The 19329-nt window shown below is 67.2% G+C and carries 18 protein-coding genes; 17 read left to right on the top strand and 1 reads right to left on the bottom strand.

Annotated features, from left to right (window positions below; genetic code table 11):
• Positions 1–8 precede the first annotated feature (8 nt).
• Complete coding sequence (locus OLW90_RS05645) at positions 9–1655, top strand: formate--tetrahydrofolate ligase (RefSeq protein WP_319651766.1); 1647 nt, start codon at positions 9–11, stop codon at positions 1653–1655.
• Between the two features lie 18 nt (positions 1656–1673).
• Here the strand turns inward: OLW90_RS05645 and OLW90_RS05640 are convergent, their stop codons facing one another.
• On the bottom strand, positions 1674–2477 hold the full coding sequence (locus OLW90_RS05640; RefSeq protein WP_319651765.1) for a RecB family exonuclease: 804 nt from the start codon (positions 2475–2477) through the stop codon (positions 1674–1676).
• Between the two features lie 34 nt (positions 2478–2511).
• Between OLW90_RS05640 and OLW90_RS05635 the strand changes: the two genes are divergently transcribed.
• Genes OLW90_RS05635 through lnt form a run of 16 tightly spaced genes read left to right on the top strand, consistent with a single transcriptional unit; the run spans position 2512 to position 19319 of the window.
• Complete coding sequence (locus tag OLW90_RS05635; RefSeq protein ID WP_319651764.1) at positions 2512–3732, top strand: M18 family aminopeptidase; 1221 nt, start codon at positions 2512–2514, stop codon at positions 3730–3732.
• A gap of 30 nt (positions 3733–3762) precedes the next feature.
• Positions 3763–4599 carry a tRNA (adenine-N1)-methyltransferase gene (locus tag OLW90_RS05630; protein WP_319651763.1) on the top strand — a complete coding sequence of 279 codons (837 nt, stop codon included), beginning with the start codon at positions 3763–3765 and terminating at the stop codon, positions 4597–4599.
• 29 nt (positions 4600–4628) lie between these two features.
• Positions 4629–6191 (top strand): proteasome ATPase, encoded by a 1563-nt coding sequence (arc, locus tag OLW90_RS05625; RefSeq protein ID WP_319651762.1) that lies wholly within the window; start codon positions 4629–4631, stop codon positions 6189–6191.
• Positions 6169–7677, top strand: coding sequence for a depupylase/deamidase Dop (gene dop, locus OLW90_RS05620; protein ID WP_319651761.1), 1509 nt, complete (start codon positions 6169–6171; stop codon positions 7675–7677). The genes arc and dop overlap by 23 nt, the downstream gene beginning before the upstream one ends.
• A 13-nt stretch (positions 7678–7690) precedes the next feature.
• Positions 7691–7882 (top strand): ubiquitin-like protein Pup, encoded by a 192-nt coding sequence (locus OLW90_RS05615; RefSeq protein WP_319651760.1) that lies wholly within the window; start codon positions 7691–7693, stop codon positions 7880–7882.
• 5 nt (positions 7883–7887) lie between these two features.
• Positions 7888–9222: a Pup--protein ligase gene (gene pafA / locus OLW90_RS05610; protein ID WP_319651759.1), complete on the top strand. Its 1335-nt coding sequence runs from the start codon at positions 7888–7890 to the stop codon at positions 9220–9222.
• Positions 9209–10138, top strand: coding sequence for a helix-turn-helix transcriptional regulator (locus OLW90_RS05605; protein ID WP_319651758.1), 930 nt, complete (start codon positions 9209–9211; stop codon positions 10136–10138). Before pafA ends, OLW90_RS05605 begins: the two co-directional genes overlap by 14 nt.
• Positions 10135–11067, top strand: coding sequence for a WYL domain-containing protein (locus OLW90_RS05600; protein ID WP_319651757.1), 933 nt, complete (start codon positions 10135–10137; stop codon positions 11065–11067). Before OLW90_RS05605 ends, OLW90_RS05600 begins: the two co-directional genes overlap by 4 nt.
• A gap of 11 nt (positions 11068–11078) precedes the next feature.
• A complete protein-coding gene (gene tatA, locus OLW90_RS05595; RefSeq protein ID WP_319651756.1) occupies positions 11079–11324 on the top strand; it encodes a Sec-independent protein translocase subunit TatA in 246 nt (81 codons plus the stop codon).
• Positions 11325–11354: 30 nt separating this feature from the next.
• Positions 11355–12224, top strand: coding sequence for a twin-arginine translocase subunit TatC (gene tatC, locus OLW90_RS05590; protein ID WP_319651834.1), 870 nt, complete (start codon positions 11355–11357; stop codon positions 12222–12224).
• Positions 12225–14846 (top strand): DEAD/DEAH box helicase, encoded by a 2622-nt coding sequence (locus OLW90_RS05585; RefSeq protein ID WP_319651755.1) that lies wholly within the window; start codon positions 12225–12227, stop codon positions 14844–14846.
• Positions 14847–14856: 10 nt separating this feature from the next.
• Positions 14857–15966, top strand: a complete 1110-nt coding sequence (locus OLW90_RS05580; RefSeq protein ID WP_319651754.1) for a Xaa-Pro peptidase family protein — start codon at positions 14857–14859, stop codon at positions 15964–15966.
• Positions 15963–16691 carry an SDR family oxidoreductase gene (locus OLW90_RS05575; RefSeq protein ID WP_319651753.1) on the top strand — a complete coding sequence of 243 codons (729 nt, stop codon included), beginning with the start codon at positions 15963–15965 and terminating at the stop codon, positions 16689–16691. Before OLW90_RS05580 ends, OLW90_RS05575 begins: the two co-directional genes overlap by 4 nt.
• Positions 16692–16711: 20 nt before the next feature.
• A complete protein-coding gene (locus OLW90_RS05570) occupies positions 16712–17368 on the top strand; it encodes a precorrin-6A/cobalt-precorrin-6A reductase (RefSeq protein ID WP_319651752.1) in 657 nt (218 codons plus the stop codon).
• 13 nt (positions 17369–17381) lie between these two features.
• Entirely contained in the window at positions 17382–17867 is a 486-nt protein-coding gene (locus OLW90_RS05565; RefSeq protein ID WP_319651751.1) for an FxsA family protein, read from the top strand.
• Positions 17868–19319, top strand: coding sequence for an apolipoprotein N-acyltransferase (gene lnt / locus OLW90_RS05560; protein ID WP_319651750.1), 1452 nt, complete (start codon positions 17868–17870; stop codon positions 19317–19319). It begins immediately after the preceding gene.
• The last annotated feature ends 10 nt before the right edge of the window (positions 19320–19329 follow it).

Raw genomic sequence — 19329 nt, 5'->3', positions numbered from 1 at the left:
TAAAGATTATGACTCTCACCGATGTTGATATTGCCCAGGCGCACCAACTCGAACCGATCACGGAGATCGCCCGGCGCGCGGGGATTCCCGATGCCGCGCTGATTCCCTATGGCACCACCAAGGCCAAGGTGGACGTGAGCGCCCTGCCGCAGCGCGAACCCGGCAAGCTCGTCCTGGTCACGGGCATGTCGCCCACCCCGGCGGGGGAGGGGAAGTCCACCGTGCTCATCGGGCTTGCCGACGCCCTGCGCCAGGCCGGATACAACTCCATCGCCGCGCTGCGCGAACCCTCCCAGGGGCCGGTCATGGGCATCAAAGGCGGTGCCGCGGGCGGGGGATACTCCCAGGTGGTGCCGATGGAGGATATTAACCTCCACTTCACGGGGGATTTTCACGCTATCGCGGCGGCCACCAATACGCTGGCCGCCCTGATTGATAATCACATCCACCAGGGCAACGCCCTGGGCATTGATCCCCGCCAGGTGACCTGGCAGCGCTGCCTGGACGTCAATGATCGCTCCCTGCGCGGGGTCATCACGGGCCTGGGCGGCCGCGCCCACGGCGTTCCGACGGAGACGGGCTTTACCATCACCGCCGCCAGCGAGATCATGGCGGTGCTCGGCCTGGCCACGGACGCCGCGGACCTCAAGGAGCGCCTGGGCCGGATCACCGTGGGTTATACCTACTCCGGGGAGCCGGTGACGGCCTCGGACGTGCAGGCCCAGGGCGCGCTCGCGGTGCTGCTCAAGGACGCCCTGCACCCGAACCTGGTGCAAACCCTGGGCGGTACCCCGGCCCTGGTGCACGGCGGCCCCTTTGCCAATATCGCCCACGGCTGCAATACGCTGCTGGCCACCCGCACCGCCTTGCAGTGCGGGGACGTGGTGGTCACGGAGGCCGGTTTTGGCTCCGACCTGGGCGCGGAGAAGTTCTTTGACATCAAGGCCCGTTACGGCCTGGATGTGGCGGGCACGGTGATCGTGTCCACCATTCGCTCCCTGAAGTTCAACGGCGGGGCCAAGGATTACTCCGTGGAGGACACCGAGGCGCTGCGAAGCGGCCTGGTGAACTTGGAGCGCCACGTGCGTAACGTGCGCAAGTTTGGCGTGGAGCCGGTGGTGGCGCTGAATCTCTTTAGCGCGGATTCCCCGGCGGAGCGCGAGGTGATGGCGCAGTGGGCCGCCGAGCAGGGCGTGCGACTCTCCGAGGTGGAGGTGTGGGCCAAGGGCGGGGCGGGTGCCGCCGACCTCGCCAGCGCGGTGATGGATACCCTCGGCGAGGGCTCCCACCCGCTCTACGATCCCCAGGAGGGGGTGGCGGAATCCATCGCCACCATCGCCCGGGAGATCTACGGGGCCAGCGCGGTGGAGTTCTCGCCGCGCGCCAAGAAGGACCTTGAGCGCCTGCGCCGCCACGGGTGGGATCGAATGCCGGTGTGCATCTCCAAGACCCAGTACTCCTTCAGCGATGATCCCGCCGCTCTCGGGGCCCCGGAGGGGCACACGCTGCACGTGCGTGAGTTGCTGCCGCGCACCGGGGCGGGCTTCGTGGTGGTGCTCACCGGAGACGTGATGACCATGCCGGGGTTGCCCAAGAAGCCCGCGGCTAATGCCATCGACATGGCACCGGATGGCACCATCAGCGGGTTGTTCTAGGCCGCCGCTCGGGGCTGCTCAGGAGGCCGAACTAGCCCCGGAGGGCCAACCGGGGTACTCCGGCGGGGTGCCGCCGAAGGCGGGGCAGTATTCCTGGAAGGAACACCAGCCGCAGAGCTTGGAGGTCTTAGGCGCAAAGGTGCCGTCCTGCCCGTCGCGGAGGATGGCCTCCCACAGGCGGGCGAGGTCGCGCTCAAAGTACTCCAGTTCCTCCTTGGAGGGGGAGAGCAGCATGTCATCGTGCACCTTGAGGTACATCAGGCGCAGTTGATCGGGGATACGCCCGTGCAGCCGCCAGTACACCAGGGCATAAAAGCGCATCTGGAACTGCGCGCTCTGAGCGTAGCGCGGCAGGGGCTTCTTGCCGGTCTTATAGTCCACCACGCGCACCTGCCCGGTGGGGGCGATGTCGATGCGGTCGATGAAGCCTCGCACCGGCACCCCGTTGGGCAGGGTGGTTCCCACGTACTGCTCGCAGGCGTGCGCGTCAAAGCCTTGGGGGTTTTCCATCATGAAGTAGCCCTTGAGCAGGGTGCGGCACTCCACCAGGAAGGGGTATTCCTCGGGCACGAGTTCGGTGAGTTCCGCGTCCTCGGCGCACATGCGCTCCCAGTGCGGCTTGAGCCGCTTGACGGCCGCCGGGTAGGAGCGTTCCTCGCGGGGCCAGGCGTGCATCTCCTCCAGCACCGCATGCACGAGGGTCCCCTTGACCTGGGCCACCGTGGAGGGTTCGGGGAGTTTATCAATGGCCCGGAAGCGATAGAGCAGCGGGCATTGCTGATAATCGTTGGCGCGCGAGGGGGAGAGGGCCGGAGAACTCATGGGTTATCAGCCTAATCATGATTGACTAGAGGGCATGAATGAGAGCGCAGATTTCCTGGATTTCCTCGCCGCCTCCCCGAGCGCGGCCCACGCGGCCAGGGAGGTGGAGCGCCGCCTGGGCTTTAGCCCGGTAGACCCGGCCACCACCTGGGAGTTGCCCGCCGGGGGTTACGTGCTGCGCCGGGGCGGGGCGGTGTTGGCCTGGTGGATTCCCGAGGAGGTGGGCCCGGATTCCGGGGTGCGGATCATCGGGGCGCACACGGATTCTCCCGGCTTTGTGCTCAAGCCCCAGCCGGAGCGCCGCTCGGCGGGGTGGCCCCAGGCCGGGGTGGAGGTCTACGGCGGACCGCTGCTCTCCTCTTGGTTTGATCGGGAACTATTCCTGGCCGGGGAGGTGGTGCTGGCCGATGGTTCCAGCACCCTGATCCACACGGAGCCGGTGCTGCGGATTCCCCGCCTGGCCATTCACCTCGACCGGGACGCGGAGATCAACCGTCAAACCCACGTGCAGCCCATACTCACGGTGGAGGACGCCACGGTCAGCGAGGTCATCGCCCAGGCTGCAGGGGTGGAGCCCCACGACATTTTTGGGCACTGGCTTATACTTGCCGACGCCCAGCCGGGCCGCCTCAGCGGGGATCTGCTGGCGGCGAGCAGGCTGGACAACCTGACCTCGGTGTACGCGGGTATGCGCGCGCTCCAGGGGGCAGTGGCCTCCGGGGAGGCGGGCACCGACATCTGGCTGCTGGCTGCCTTCGACCACGAGGAGGTGGGCAGCGCGAGCACGCGCGGGGCGGCCGGGCCGCTGCTGGGCGAGGTGCTCGATCGCATTGCGGAGGCCTGCGGGCTTGATCCCCGCCCGATGTATGCGCGCTCCACGATGGTCTCCGCCGATGCCGCGCACGCGGTACACCCCAATTACCCGGAGAAGCACGATTCCGAGCACCACCCCCTGCTGGGTCACGGCCCGGTGACCAAGATCAACGCCAATCAGCGCTATGCCTCCACTGCCACCACCACGGCGATGTGGCGGCGTTGCTGCGAGGCCGCCGGGGTGCCGTCGCAAGTATTCGCGGGCAATAACGCGGTGCCCTGCGGCTCCACCATCGGCCCCATCTCCGCCACCCGCCTGGGCATTGACACGGTGGATGTGGGCGTACCGCTGCTGTCCATGCACTCGGCCCGCGAGGTGTGCGGGGCGCAGGACATGGTGTGGTTCCGCGAGGCCCTTGAGGCATACTTGATCAACAGTTAAGTACCCAGCCTTCAAGGAGGAGCACCCCTCATGGCCTATTCCGGCCCTTTCCAGCCCGGTGATCGCGTTCAGCTTACCGACGCCAAGCGGCGGCACTTTACCATCGTGCTCACCCAAGGCGGGGTGTTCCACACCCACAAGGGGCAGATCTTCCACGATGACATCATCGGCCTTGACGAGGGCAGCGTGGTGCGCTCGGTGCAGGGCAGCGAGTTCCTGCTCTTCCGGCACCTGCTGGTGGATCACGTGCTCTCCATGCCGCGCGGCGCGGCGGTGATTTATCCCAAGGACGCCGCCCAGATCTTGGTGGAGGGCGATATTTTCCCCGGCGCGCGGGTGCTGGAGGCCGGGGCGGGCTCCGGGGCGCTCTCGATGGCCCTGCTGCGGGCCGTGGGGGAGAAGGGGGAGGTGTTCTCCTACGAGATCCGCAAGGATCACCTAGAGTACGCCGAGAACAACGTGGACGAGTACTTTGGCCAGCGCCCGGCCAACTGGCACCCGCGCCTGGGGGACTTTGGAGAGGTGCGCACCGAGGACCTGGGTGGACCGGTGGATCGGATCATCCTGGACATGGTGGAGCCCTGGCACTTTTTGGGTACCGCCCGTGACCTCCTGATTCCCGGCGGCGTGCTGATGACGTACGTGGCCACCGTGCCGCAGTTAATGAACACGATGGAGACGATCCGGGAACTCAAGTGCTTTGCCGAGCCGCGCGCCTGGGAATCCCTGGTGCGCGATTGGCGGGTGGAGGGCCTGGCCACCCGGCCCGAGCACCGCATGAATGCGCACACGGCGTTCCTGGTGAGCGCGCGTCGCCTGGCCGATGGGGTCACGCCCCCCAGACCGCAACGCAAGGCGCGTCGATAGGCATTTTTTGCTTAGGCTAGGCTAGACACATGAGCAGCCCACGTCCCGACGCCCGGTTGATTGATCTTGCCGATGAGGTCAAGGAGCTCAAGCGCAATAACAAATACCTGGGGGAGCGCAACGCCAAACTGGCGGAGATGCTGAAGTCCTCCAGGGATAAGCTCTCCAACCTGTACCAGCAGATCGAGGAGATGGCCGCCCCGCCGTCCACCTACGGGACGTTCCTGGGCCGCTCGGACGATGGCTCCTCGGCGGAGATCATGAGCCAGGGGCGGCGGCTGCGGGTGCCGATGTCCCCGATGGTGTGTCTGGCCGATCTCATGCCCGGCGTGGAGGTGCGCCTGGGGCAGGGGCACCAACTGCTAGAGGCCACGGACTTCCGCAGCACCGGCGAGTTAGCCACCATCGTGCAACTGCTGGGCCGCCACCGGGCGGTGGTGGAGGATTCCACCGGGGATCAGCAGGTGATCCGCCTAGCCAGCCCGCTGCTGGAGCACCCGCCCAAGGTGGGCGATACGCTGATCTACGATCCCAAGTCCGCCTATGGCTTCGAGGTGGTGCCTCGCTCCGAGGTGGCGCAACTCTCCCTAGAGGAGGTGCCCGACGTCACCTACCAGGACATCGGGGGGCTCGACGCCCAGATCGAGCAGATTCACGACGCCGTGGAACTGCCCTTTAGCCACCCGGAACTCTATGCCGCCTACGATCTGCGCCCACCCAAGGGCGTGCTGCTCTACGGCCCGCCCGGCTGCGGCAAGACGCTGATCGCCAAGGCCGTGGCCCATTCCCTTTCCCGGCGCGGCGGCTCGGCCGCGTACTTCTTTAACGTCAAGGGCCCGGAACTGCTCAATAAATACGTGGGCGAGACGGAGCGGCAGATCCGCACGATCTTCGAGCGCGCCCGGGAGTTGGCCTCCGGGGGTAGGCCGGTGATCATCTTCTTCGATGAGATGGAATCGCTGTTCCGCACCCGTGGCTCCGGGCGCAGCTCGGACGTGGAGACCACCATCGTCCCGCAGTTGCTCACGGAACTGGACGGGGTGGAGAGCCTGCACAACGTGATCGTCATCGGGGCCACCAACCGGGAGGAGTTAATTGATCCCGCGATCCTGCGCCCCGGCCGCCTGGACGTGAAGATCCGCATCGAGCGCCCCGGCCCCGATGCCGCCCGCGATATTTTCCGCCGCTACGTAACCGGGGATATTCCCGTGGCCCAGCCCCCGGAGGAACTCATCGAGGCCGCAGTGGCAGAGATGTTCGCCCCGCGCCCCTATGTGGAACTGACCTTGAGCGATGGCGGCACGGCGGTGCTGCATTACGGTGACTTTACCTCCGGGGCGATGATCTCCAACGTGGTGGATCGGGCCAAGAAGATCGCCATCAAGGAGCACCTGGCGGGTGCCTCCCAGGCGGGTATCACCGCCGCGCACATGCGGGAAGCGGTGGCCACGGAGCAGCGCGAGAGCGAGGACCTGCCCAATACCTCCAACCCGGAGGAGTGGTCGCGGATCATCGGGCGCAAGGACGCCCGCGTGATCGAGGCCCGCGCTCTCCGATATGGTGAGAGTCATGGCACGATTCCTGGGAACTGAGACGGAATACGGGATCGCCACGCCCAGCGATCCCGGGCTGAGTCCCATCATCACCTCCACGCACGCGGTGGTGGCCTACGCCGCGCTGCACACGGGGGCCCGCTCCCGCTGGGATTATCAGGACGAATCCCCCCTGCGCGATACCAGGGGCTTTGACCTGCGCCGCTATCACACCGTGCCCGTGGTGGACCCGGACGCGGTGGGCGTGGCCAACGTCATGCTGGGCAATGGCGCGCGGCTCTACGTCGATCACGCCCACCCGGAGTATTCCTCCCCGGAGTGCGCCAACGCCTGGCAGGCCATGCTCTACGACGCCGCCGGAGACGCCATCATCCACCAAGCGATCCAAGACGTGCAAGGGTTCACCGATCAAGGGGACTCCGTGCTCCAGGGCCACGAGCCCTGCCCACCGCTGAAGATCTACAAGAACAACGTGGACGGCAAGGGTGCCTCCTACGGGGCCCATGAGAACTATCTTTATTCCCGCGTCACGGACTTCGAGGAACTCAGCCAGGCCCTCATTCCCTTCTTTGTCACCCGCCAGGTGCTGGTAGGGGCCGGGCGCATGGGGGTGGGCGAGGAGAGCCAGGAGGATCGCTTTCAGATCTCCCAGCGCGCCGATTACTTCCGCCAGGAGGTTTCCCTGGAAACCACGCTCAATCGCGGGATCATCAACACCCGCGACGAGCCCCACGCGGACGCCGAGCGCTACGGCCGCCTGCACGTGATCGTGGGCGACGCCAACCGCTCGCACACCTCCACCCTGCTGAAACTGGGCATGACCTCCCTGGTGATCGACGCTATCGAGGCAGGAGTGGACTTCCACGACCTGCGCCTGTGCGATCCCGTGGGGGATCTCACCCGCGTCTCCCAGGACCTCACCCTGAGCACCCGCCTGGCGCTCAAGGACGGCCGGGAACTCACCGCGCTGGAAATCCTGGGCCACTACCGGGAGCGCGTGCGTCCCCGCACCGAGGTGGATAATCGCGTTCTCAAAGCCTGGGACGAGGCAGCAGCCCTGCTTGGCCGCGATCCCATGGCGGCCGCGCACCTGCTGGATTGGGTGGCCAAGTACGCGCTGATTCGCTCCTACCAACAGCGCGGGGCGGCGCCCCACGATCCCCGGCTGCGCCTGATCGACCTGCAATACAGCGACGTCGATCCCCAGCGCAGCCTGTATAGCGCCCTGGTGCGCAAGGGGCGTATGCGCACCCTGCTTGATCCCCGGGATATCACCCGCGCCACCACCGCGCCGCCGCCGGAATCGCGAGCCTGGCTGCGCGGGCAGGTATTGAGCCGCTTCCCGGAGGAGATCGCCGCCGCGAGTTGGCAATCCTTAGCCCTGGATGACCAGCGCCTTTCCATGCCGGAGGTGCACACCCTCACCGAGGCCGAGGTGAGCGATCTCCTGGCCCGGGCCACCAGCGCGGCCGAGGTCCTTTCTGCCCTCCGCGATCGCGGATACCCCGTCCATCACTACCAGTAAAGGAGAGTTTTCCTTGTCCGAGCACACTCATCTTCACCGCAACTCCGGCGGCAACCAGGGCGAGCCGGGCGACGATGCCTTTGCGGCCGCCCAGGTGCAGATCAACACCCAGGGCACCGACGATCTCCTCCATGAGATCGACGGCCTCCTGGAGGATAATGCCGAGGAGTTCGTGAACTCCTACGTTCAGAAGGGGGGCCAGTAGCGCCCATGCTCCGCAGGATCTTTGGCATAGAAACGGAATACGGGCTCAGCACCGGCCAGCGGGGATTAAGCCCCGAGGACTTGGCCCGAGAACTCTTCCGCCCCGTGGTGGAGGAATATTCCAGTTCTAACGTGTTCCTGCGCAACGCCTCGCGCCTCTACCTCGACGTGGGGGCGCACCCGGAGATCGCCACGGCGGAATGCGATAGCCTCCCGCAACTCATCGCCCACGAGCGCGCCGGAGACGCTGTGGTGGATAATCTCGCCCGCCGCGCGGAGGAATCCCTGGGCACCCCGATCTACCTTTTCAAGAACAATCTGGATTCCGTGGGCAATTCCTATGGCTGCCACGAGAACTACCTGATTAGCCGGGGCACGGTGCTCAAAACTCTGGGTCGCCAACTGCTGGCCTTCATGGTCACCCGGCAGATCATCTGCGGGGCCGGGAATATCGACGGCGGCTTTCGCTTCTCCCAGCGCGCCGAGCAGGTGTGGGAGGGGGTTTCCTCGGCCACCACGCGCTCGCGGCCCATCATCAATACCCGCGATGAGCCGCACGCGGATTCCACGCGGTATCGCCGTCTGCACGTGATCGTGGGGGATTCCGCGATGGCCGAGCCCACCCTCGCGCTCAAGGTGGGCTCAGCCCTCCTGGTGCTGGAAATGATGGAGGAGGGGTACCCGCTGCCGGATTGGGAGTTGGCCGATCCCATCGCCGCAATCCGCGCGGTGAATAAGAGCGCCCGCGCCCCACTCACGCTCACCGATGGCTCCACGCTCACCGCGCTGGAACTGCAATCGGCGCTGTGCGGGGCCGCCGAGGAATGGTTGGGGCAGCGCCCCGAGGATCAGCACCTGCGCGCGGTGGTGGATCTATGGCAGCGCACCCTTGAGGCCCTGGAAACCGGGGATTACTCCGGCATTGATCGGGAGATCGACTGGGCCATCAAGTACTCCCTGCTTCAGCGCTACCGCCAGCGCTTGGATTGCGGCTGGGAGCACCCGCGCCTGGCCCAGATCAACCTGGCCTATCACGATATTCGCCCCGGCCGGGGCCTGGCCCGCGTGCTGGAGGCCAAGGGGCTCATCAGGCGGTGGAGCACCGAGGAGGAGGTGCGCCTGGCCCAGGACACCCCGCCGCAGAGCACCAGGGCAAAGTTACGCGGGGAGTTCCTTTCCCGGGCGCGGGAACTAGAGGCCCCCGTCACCGCGGACTGGCTGCGGCTCAAGGTCAATCGCCCCGAGCCGCAGTTCATCGAGCTGGGCGATCCCTTTGCCGCCGCAGATCCCCGGGTGGAGGAACTGATCGCCTATATGGAGGAACATCATGGCCACGCGTGACGGGAACGTGGAGCGCCTGGTGAACCTCACCTTTGCCTTTCTTGAGGCCTCCCGCAGCGGGCGGCCCTACCTCACCTCCCAGTGGCTGCGCGAGCACGTGGCCGGATACGGTGGGGTCAGCGAGGACACCGCCCGCAAGCGACTCCAGCGCGATCTGCGCACTCTGGCCCAGGCCGGGGTACCCCTGGAGGTGCGCAAGAACGGGAGCCTGCCCGCCTACCGCCTGCGCGAGGAGGATTATGAACTAGAGCCAGTGGAGTTTAGCGCCGAGGAGGCCGCCGTGCTGGGGGTGGCCGGGCAGATGGGGCGCGGTGGGCAACTGGGGGCCTTTGCCAGGTCCGGGTGGACAAAGATCGCCGCCGGGGGCGCGCAGCGCGACCTCGGGATCACGCCGCCCGAACTCACCGGGGGCGGGGACTGGGATAAGTTATCCGCCCGCGCGCTCACCACCATCGTCGCGGCGATCACGCGGGGCCGCCGCCTGGAGTTCCGGTATCGGGGCGAGGCCACGCGGGTGATGGATCCCTGGGGCATCGTTAATCACCGGGATCGCCTCTACCTGGTGGGCTTTGACATTGAGCGTGCCCAACCGCGTTCCTTCCGGCTCCTGCGCACGGCCGATTTCCGCGAGGTGGGCAGCCGTGAGCACGAGGCGGGGGATCGGGATTTGCAAGCGATCGTGGTCTCCGCCCTGGAGCGCCACGGGCAGCGGGTGGACGCGCGAGTGCGGCTGCGCCCGGGGCGCGCGCTGGAACTGCGCGAGGCCGGGGAGATGGTGGGGGATACGGTCACGCTGCGCGGGGTGGATCGGGACTGGCTGGTGCGCACCGTGGCGGCCTACGGCCCGGACGCGATCCTGCTGGATAATACGCCCCTGCGCGCGGAGGTGCTGGCGCTGCTGAGGGAGGCCGCATGAGTAACCTCGGGCGGGTGGAGGAACTGGCCCGCGTGCTCAACCTCATTCCGTACTTTGAGGCCCACCCCGGCCGCTCCGTGTTCGAGGCCGCGCGCGACCTGGGCCGCACGCCCCCGGAGATCATGGCGGATCTCAACCGCCTGTTCTGCTGCGGGCTGCCGGGACTCATGCCGGACAACCTGGTGGATATGGTGCATAGCTATACCTCCGTGCGGATCACCAATAATCAGGGCCTGGATCGCGCCCTGCGGCTCAGCGCTGCCGAGGCCTCCGTGCTACTGATGATGCTGGAATCCCTGGAAAATCAGCCCGGCCTCGTGGACGCCGCCTCGGTGCGCTCGGCGGCGACCAAGCTGCGAGCGATCACGGGGGCCAGCGCGATCTTCGATTCCACCCCGCAGCAGGAGGATTCCCAGGTGGGGGAGGCGATCCGCCGGGCCATTGAGGATAACAAGCAGCTGCGCTTCATGTACGCCTCCGCCAGCAGCGATACCGAGCGGCTGCGCGAGGTCACGCCCTTGCGGGTGGTGATGGATTCCGGGCACCAGTACCTCAGCGCCTGGGAGGAGGGGCACCGCACCTTCCGCCTGGATCGAATGAGCGGCCCGGAGGTCGTCGATAAGCCCGGCGCGGCACCGGCGGACGTGGGCTTTTCCTTTGACCTGGATCGGCAGGCCCGCCTTGAGGTGCACCGCGACGCCGCTTGGCTAGCCGAGTATTACCCCATTAGCCTGGAGGGGAACCCGCAAGGGGAGTGGATCGCGGCCACCATGCCCTATGGTTCCACGGAGTGGCTGGTGCGCTTTGCGCTCAGCAATGCGGACAGGCTGCGTATTATCAGCCCCTCCCAGGTAAGTTCACAGGTGTCTCTCCGGGCGGCACGGGCCATCGCGGCCTATGATGGCTCGCAGACCACCACGTTCGATTAGAAAGGTCCCTCATGCCTAGCCTAGGCGCCACCGAACTTCTCATTATCGCGCTTCTCCTCGTGCTGCTCTTTGGCGCGCGGCGGCTTCCCGACGCCGCCCGTTCCCTCGGCCGTTCCATGCGCATCTTCAAGTCCGAGGTCAAGGAGATGGGCAAGGACGATGAGGCGCAGAAGTCCATCGAACAGCACAATCCCCAGGCCGCACCCGCTCAGCCGCGCCCCACGCAGAGCACCACCGATTACCGCGATACCCTCTAACCCGTGAGTAAGAAGAACCCCGATGGCACCATGTCCATCGTCGAGCACATTCAGGAACTGCGGCGGCGCCTCATCATCTCGCTGTTAGCCCTGGCCGTGGGCACCATCGCGGGTTTTATCTGGTATCAACATTCCTTCTTCGGAATCCCCTCCTTGGGTGAGATCCTGCGCGCGCCCTATTGCTCGGTCGATCCCAGCAGGCGCGTGGACCTGGGGTCCTCGGGGGAGTGCCGTCTGCTGGCCACCGGCCCCTTTGAGATGTTCATGCTGCGCCTCAAGGTGGGCGCGCTGGTGGGGTCGGTGCTGGCTTCCCCGGTGTGGCTGGCCCAGATCTGGGGTTTTATCACCCCCGGCCTGCTCAAGAACGAGCGGCGCTGGACGGCCTCCTTCGTCTCCATCGCGGTGATTCTTTTTGTCTCCGGCGCGGTGCTGGCGTACTTCGTGCTCTCCTACGGCCTGGAGTTCCTGCTCGGCATCGGTGATGAGGCCCAGGAGGTCCTGCTATCCGGCCAGCTGTACTTCAACTTCATGCTCAGCCTCCTGCTCATCTTCGGGGTGAGCTTTGAGGTGCCGCTGGTCATCGCCGTGCTCAATATCGCGGGCGTGCTCACCTACGATCAGGTCAAGGACAAGCGCCGCTACATCATCGTGGGCCTGGCCATCTTCGCGGCCTTTATGACCCCCGGCCAGGATCCCATCTCCATGGTGATCCTCACCCTGGCACTGACCGCCCTGGTGGAATTGGCCCTGCAATTTTGCCGCTGGCACGATAAGCGCCGCAAGCGCGAGCGCCCGGATTGGCTGGACACAGGCGATGAGGAATCCACCGCCATCGCCGCCCCGGCCCCGGTCACCCCGGCCGCCTCCCTCCGCACCGCCGACTACGACGATATTCTCTAAATGACGCACCTTGCAGAGTTCACCGCCCACCTTGTTTTTCCCCTCGATGATTTCCAGCGGGAGGCCTGCGCGGCGGTGGAATCCGGCCAGGGCGTGCTGGTGTGCGCCCCCACCGGCTCGGGCAAAACCATCGTGGGGGAGTTCGCCGTCTCCCTGGCGCTCTCCCAGCACACCACCTGCTTTTACACCACCCCCATCAAGGCGCTGAGCAATCAAAAGTATCACGACCTCGTGCGCAGCTACGGCCCCGAGCGGGTGGGCCTGCTCACCGGCGATCAGAGCATTAACCGCGACGCCCCCATCGTGGTGATGACCACCGAGGTGCTGCGCAACATGATCTACGCGGATTCCTCCGCCCTGCGCCTGCTCAGCCACGTGGTGATGGATGAGATTCACTTCCTGGCCGATGCCTCCCGGGGAGCCGTGTGGGAGGAGGTGATCCTGGGACTCGATGAGTCCGTGCGGATCATCGGGCTTTCCGCCACCGTCTCCAACTCTGAGGAGTTCGGACACTGGCTTGGCACCGTGCGCGGGGATACCCGCGTGATCGTCTCCGAGCACCGCCCGGTGCCCCTGCACCAGTGGATGATGGTGGGCACCAAGGCTCACTCCCTGTTCGATCCCCAGGACCCTCAGCGCGTCTCGCCCGCGCTGCTACAGCACATCGGGCGCTTTCAGGACTCCCGCTTCCGTCCGCCCGCGCGCCCCGAGGTCATCGCGGCCCTGCGCCACCGGGACATGCTCCCGGCCATTACCTTCATCTTCTCCCGCGCCGGTTGCGATGCCGCCCTGTTTCAATGCCTGCGCTCCAAACTCACCCTCACCACCGAGGAGGAGGCCCGGCAAATACGGGAGAGCATCGACGCCGCCGTGGCCGATATTCCCGCCGAGGACCTGGAGGTTCTGCGCTTTAGGCAGTGGCGCGCCGCCCTCATGCGCGGCTTTGCCGCCCACCACGCCGGTATGCTGCCCGCCTTCCGGCACATCGTGGAGGATCTTTTCACCCGGGGGCTCGTGCGCGCCGTCTTTGCCACCGAGACCCTGGCCCTGGGCATCAACATGCCCGCCCGCACCGTGGTGCTAGAGCGCCTAGTCAAGTTCAACGGTGAGGCCCACGTGGATCTCACCCCGGCCCAATACACCCAACTCACCGGGCGCGCCGGGCGGCGCGGAATCGACGTCGTGGGCCACGCCGTGGTGCAGTGGAGCCCGGACCTCGATCCCCGCGCCGTGGCGGGCCTGGCCGCCACCCGCACCTATCCGCTGGTATCCACCTTCCAGCCCGGCTATAACATGTCCGTTAATCTCCTGGGCCGCGATGGCTACGATCACGCCGTGGAGTTGCTGGAGATGTCCTTTGCTCAGTTCCAGGCGGACGCCTCCGTGGTGGATGAGGCCCGCACCCTAGAGCGCACCCGTTCCCGGCTGCGCACCCAGGAGGAGGAACTGGCCCAGGGCTTTAGCACCCTCGCCCCGCCCGGCACCCCGGAGGACCTGCTCGATTACATCGCGCTGCGCCAGCGGCTCTCCGCCGAGGAGAAGCGCCACCGCACCCAGGCCGTGCAGCAGCGGGACAAGGAGATCACCCGGATACTGGCCACCGCCACGCGCGGCGAGGTGCTGGCCCTGCCGGGCAAGAAGCGCCCCGTGATCGCCGTGGTGGTGGAACCCGCCCGCAGCGCGCGCGATCCCCGCCCCCTGGTGGTGTCTCAGAACGGCTGGACGGGGCGCGTCGAGGCCCGCACGCTGGGCAACGCCCCCGTGCGCCTGGGCCACATGCGAATCCCCGGCCACCACCGCAAGAACTCCCGGATCATCGTGCGCAACCTGCACCGCTTCACCGGCCCGGCCAAGCTCAAAACCAAAGCGCGGCTGCGTCCCTCCAAGGAGGTGGCGCGCCTGCGCGAGCAGGTACGCGCCCACCCCGTCCACCAGTGGCCGCCCGGCGATAGGGAATACCTCGCTCGATTCGCGGAGAATATCCTGCGTACCCGCGAGCAGGAGCGCCGCCAGGAGGCCGCCGCCACCAATAGCGATACCCTGGCGCACACCTTCCGCCGGATCCTGGATCTGCTCACGGAGATGGATTACGTGGCCCCCGGCTATACCCTCACCGAGGAGGGGGAGCGCCTGGCCCGGATTCACTCCGCCTCCGATCTACTCATCGCCCAGTGCCTGCGTCGGGGGATCTGGGACGATCTCGACCCCGCGGAACTCGCCGGGGTGGTATCCCTGTGCGTCTTTGAAAACCGCAAGACCACCCAGGGCGAGGTCACGGCCGCCACCGAGCCAATGGCCGCCGCCATGAGCGCCACCGAGCGGGTGTGGTCGGAACTCGTCCACGATGAGCAGCGCCACCGCCTGCCGCTGACCCCCGCGCCCGAGGGGGCGTTTGCCCTGGCCATGCACCAGTGGACGGCCGGGGCCCCGCTGGGATACTGCCTGGCCGCGGCCGCGCAGTGCGGGGCGGAACTCACCGCCGGGGACTTTGTGCGCTGGTGCCGCCAGGTGGTCGATCTCCTCGAACAGGTGGCGCTCACCGCCTATCAGGATCTCACCCGCGCCCAGGCGCGTCGGGCCGCCCAGGCGATCCGACGCGGCGTGGTCGCCGTGGGCATCTGACCCCGCTACCATGACCGATATGTCTACCGAGCGTTTCGATTCCACCGTGTATGCCGCCCGGCTGCGCCGCGCCGCCGAGATATGCGCGCAGCAGGACCTGGCCGGGGTCATCATCGGCACCGGTGCGGAGATGGCCTACTTCCTGGGCTCCTGGGCCAGCACCCACGAGCGATTCAGCGCCCTGGTCATTCCCGCCCAGGGCGCCCCCGCGCTCATCGCACCCAAGGCAGACATCGCGGATTTCCACCCCGATCTGCTCACGGAACTGGGTATCACCGCGCGCGGCTGGGCCGATGGCGAGAATCCCTATGCGCTGGTTTCCCTCCCGCAGGAGGGCACCATCGGGTTGGGGGAGTCGCTCACCACCGCGCACATTCTGGCCGTCCAGGAGCGCTTCCCCTCCTCACCCATGATCCTCGCCGCCTCAGCCCTGCGCGGCCTCGTGATGAGCAAGGACGCCGCCGAGGTGGAGCAACTGCGCGCCGCCGCCCAGGCCATCGACGCCGTCCACGCCCGCGTACCGGACCTCCTCCGGCCGGGGCGCACCGAGGCGGAGGTGGCCGCCGACCTGCGCGAACTAATCCTCCGCGAGCACACCACCGTGGACTTCATCATCGTGGGTTCCGGCCCCCACGGTGCCAACCCACACCATTCCTATTCCGACCGGGTGCTGCGCGCCGGGGAGATGGTGGTCATTGACATCGGCGGCACCTACGGGGTGGGGTATCACTCCGATTGCACCCGTACCTACATCGTGGGTGGCCCGGGAGAGGAGCCGGAGATGTACCGGGTGCTGCGCCAGGCGCAGGAGGCCGCCTGCCGGGCGGTGCGCCCCGGTGTGACGGCCGCGCAGATCGACGCCGCCGCCCGCGAGGTCATCGAGGCGGCGGGCTACGGCGAGCAGTTCTTCCACCGCACCGGCCACGGCATTGGCCTATCCATCCACGAGGAGCCCTTCATCATGGCGGGCAATGACCTGGTGATAGAGGAGGGCATGGCCTTTTCCGTGGAGCCGGGGATCTACCTGGACGGCGAATGCGGCGCGCGGATCGAGGACATCGTGGTGGTCACCTCCGAAGGATGCGAGCGGCTGAACACCCAGCCGAGGACCCTGCGATGAGCGGGCCGCTCCTTGTCCTGGGAGCCACCAGCGAGATCGGCGGGGAACTCGCCGTGCGCCTATGCCGGGGCCGCCGCGTAATCTTGGCCGCCCGCCGCCCCGAGGCCCTGGACACCCAGCGGCTTATCGACGCCGGAGCCCGAGGCGTGGACACGCTCTTTTTCGACGCCACCGACCTCCCCTCCCACCGCGCCGTGATCGAGGAGGCCGCCCGCCTGGCTGGACCGCCCGAGATCGCCCTGGTGTGCTTTGGGATCCTCGGGGAGCAGTCCCGCGCGGAAACCGACGAGCACCACGCCGCGCAGATTGCCACCGTGGATTACACCGCACAGGTGGTGGCGCTCACCGTGCTCGCGGAGGTGATGGAGCGCGGCAGCATGGTGGCCTTCTCCTCGATCGCGGGGTGGCGGGCCCGGCGCGCCAACTACGTCTACGGCTCCACCAAGGCCGGGCTGGATGCCTTCTGCCAGGGGCTGGCGGATCGCCTGCACGGCGGCCCGCTGCGGTTGATCACGGCCCGGCCGGGCTTTGTCATCGGGCGTATGACCGAGGGCATGAGCCCGGCGCCGATGTCCGTGTACCCGCACCAGGTGGCCGAGGCGGTGGCCAGCGAGGTCACGGGCGGGAGCGGTAGCCGCACCCTGTGGATCCCCGGTAGGCTGCGCTTCCTGGCGTACATCATGCGGCTGGTACCGCGCCCCCTGTGGCGTAGAATGCCCCGATAAAAGGAGGTCAGATAATGCGTATGCGCGTCTTAGTCATCGGCGGTGCCGCGGGATTTTCCGGGGTGGTGCAGGCCCTGAACTCCGCGGGCTGGGAGGTCACCACCGCGCTGCCCGCCAGCCCGGCGGAGTTGGCCTCCCTGGTGGTGCGCGAGCGGATCGAGGCGCTGGTGGACGCCACGCACCCCTTTGACCCCGCACACGCCGATATAGCCGAGGCCGCGCACGCCACCGGCGTGACCCTGGTGGTGTATTCCCCCCGGCGCTGGGATATTACCCCGGTGTTAGAGGCCACCTCCGCGCAGGAGGCCGCCGCCTGGGCCCGGCGGCACTGGCACCACATCTTGGTGGATACGGAAGGGGTGGAGGCCGCCCCCGCGCTCGCCGGGGATTCCGATAACCTCTACGTGCTGCGCCAGGAGCACCGTCCCCGGCGCGGCGAGGCCCCCGCCCGACACCGGGTGCTGCCGCCACGGGTGGGCGATCTGGCGGCGGAGAAAAAGCTCATGCGCGATCACCAGATCGACGGCATCATTCTCAGCGATACCGGCCGCCCCGACCTTGCCACCACCGTGGCGGCGGCCGCGGCCCTGGGGATCCCGGTGGCCCTGATTACCCGCCCCGCCGTGGAATCGGCGGTGGTGGCGGATACCCCGCAGGGCGTGGTGGCGGCAATATAGGTAGGTTGGTGGGGTGCCACTTTTTCTTGCCGTACCTTATATCCTCACCGAGGCCCTCACCTTTTGGGCCGTGGCCCGCCTCATCGGCGTGGGCTGGGCCCTGCTGGCTCTGAGCCTGGTGTTCTTTGGCGGTCTTTTCCTGGCCACCCACCAAATGCGCTCCATCGCGGTGTCCGCCGCGAGCGGGCGACAGCGCCCGGGGGAGGCCATGGGAAATTACGGCCTGATCGCCACGGGTGCCGTGTTAATGGCCCTGCCCGGCTTCGCCACGGCCTTCTTAGGCCTGTTGCTGATCCTTCCGCCCACGCGCTCCCTTATTCGGCGCAGCCTGGCCCGGAAGCTGCGCGCCCGGATCGAGGAGGCCGGCATGCGCAGCTTCGAGCGCGTGAGCGCTTATCGCCAGCGCACCAGCTATGGTTCCTTTGCCGGGGGAGAGGTCATTGATGAGGAAGAGGTCCAGCGGTGGAGCCGCGACGTGAAGCCGGAGGACTTCCGCTAAATGTGGTGGCGCCTGGCCGCCGCGGCGGCCTCGGGGCTGCTGGTTTTTGCCTCCTATGAGCCACTGGGGTGGTGGCCCGCGGGGATCATTGGCCTGGGGCTTATATATCACGCCCTCCAATCCACCCGCAGCCTGCGCGAGGGGGCGCTGCTGGGCTTCGTGCAGGCACTCAGCCTCTTTTTGCTCCTGCTGCCGTGGGTGGGGGAGTTCGTGGGGGCCACGCCCTATATCGCCCTGAGCGTGCTGCTCGCGTTCTTCGGCATCCTCACCGGCGTGGGCGGGGTGGCGCTGCGGCGCGGTGGCCTTATTCTCTTTCCCGCCTGGTGGGTTGCGGTGGAATACGCGCGTTCATCCTGGCCCTTCGGCGGGTTCGCCTGGGTGCGCCTGGCCTGGGGGCAGGTCGATGGGCCGCTGGCTCACCTGGCCTTTTTGGGCGGCCCGGCGCTGGTGACCTTCGGCGCGGCCCTGGTGGGCTGCGCGCTCTATCGCCTGCGCACCCAGCCCCGCCTCGCCGCCTTGTGCGCCCTGATTCCGCTGGGGCTGGGCATAGGCCTTGCGCAGTGGCCCAAGCCCGCGGACTCCGGGGAGGTTCGGGTGGCCGCCATTCAGGGCAACGTGCCCCGCATGGGGCTGGACTTCAATGCCCAGCGCCGCGCCGTGCTAACTAATCACGTGCGGGAGACGGAAAAACTCTCCGAACCCGTGGACCTGGTGATCTGGCCGGAGAACGCGGCGGACGTTAATCCGCTCACCGATCCCCGCGCCCGAGACCTGGTGGGTCGAGCAGTCACGGCTGCCCAGGCCCCCGTGTTAGTGGGCACGCTCACCTCCGATGAGCAGGGGCCCCGCAACACCATGATGGTGTTCGATCCCGCCACGGGGCCGGGGGAATATCACCACAAGAAGTTCCTCCAACCCTTTGGGGAGACCATGCCGCTGCGGAGCCTGCTGCGGCACGTGTCCCCCTACGTGGATCGCGCCGGGGACTTCCAACCCGGCACCGGCACCGGGGTGGTGCACATGGGGGGCATAGCCCTGGGCGTGGCCACCTGCTATGAGGTGATTTTTGATGAGGCGTACCGCTCCGCGATCGACCACGGGGCGCAGCTTTTGACCACGCCCACCAATAACGCCACCTTTGGGTTTACGGACATGACCTACCAGCAGTTGGCCATGAGCCGCCTGCGCGCGATAGAAACGGATCGCGCGGTGGTGGTGGCCGCCACCTCCGGGGTGTCGGCCATCGTGGCCCCGGACGGTGAGGTGCGTTCGGAGACGGGAATCTTCGAGGCCGCCACGCTCATCGACACCCTGCCCCTGCGCGATACCGTGACTCCCGCCGTGCGATTCGGTTTCTGGGTGCAAGCCGGCATCGCTATCATGGGAGCACTGGGTACACTCAGTATGCTCGTTGCCTTGTGGCGCCGACGCTCATCCTCACCCCGTTCATAAGGAGTCATCT

The sequence above is a fragment of the Corynebacterium sp. 21KM1197 genome, from assembly GCF_033783015.1.
In the GTDB taxonomy this organism is placed as follows: Bacteria; Actinomycetota; Actinomycetes; order Mycobacteriales; family Mycobacteriaceae; genus Corynebacterium.
This window is presented reverse-complemented; position numbering and strand designations above follow the sequence as displayed.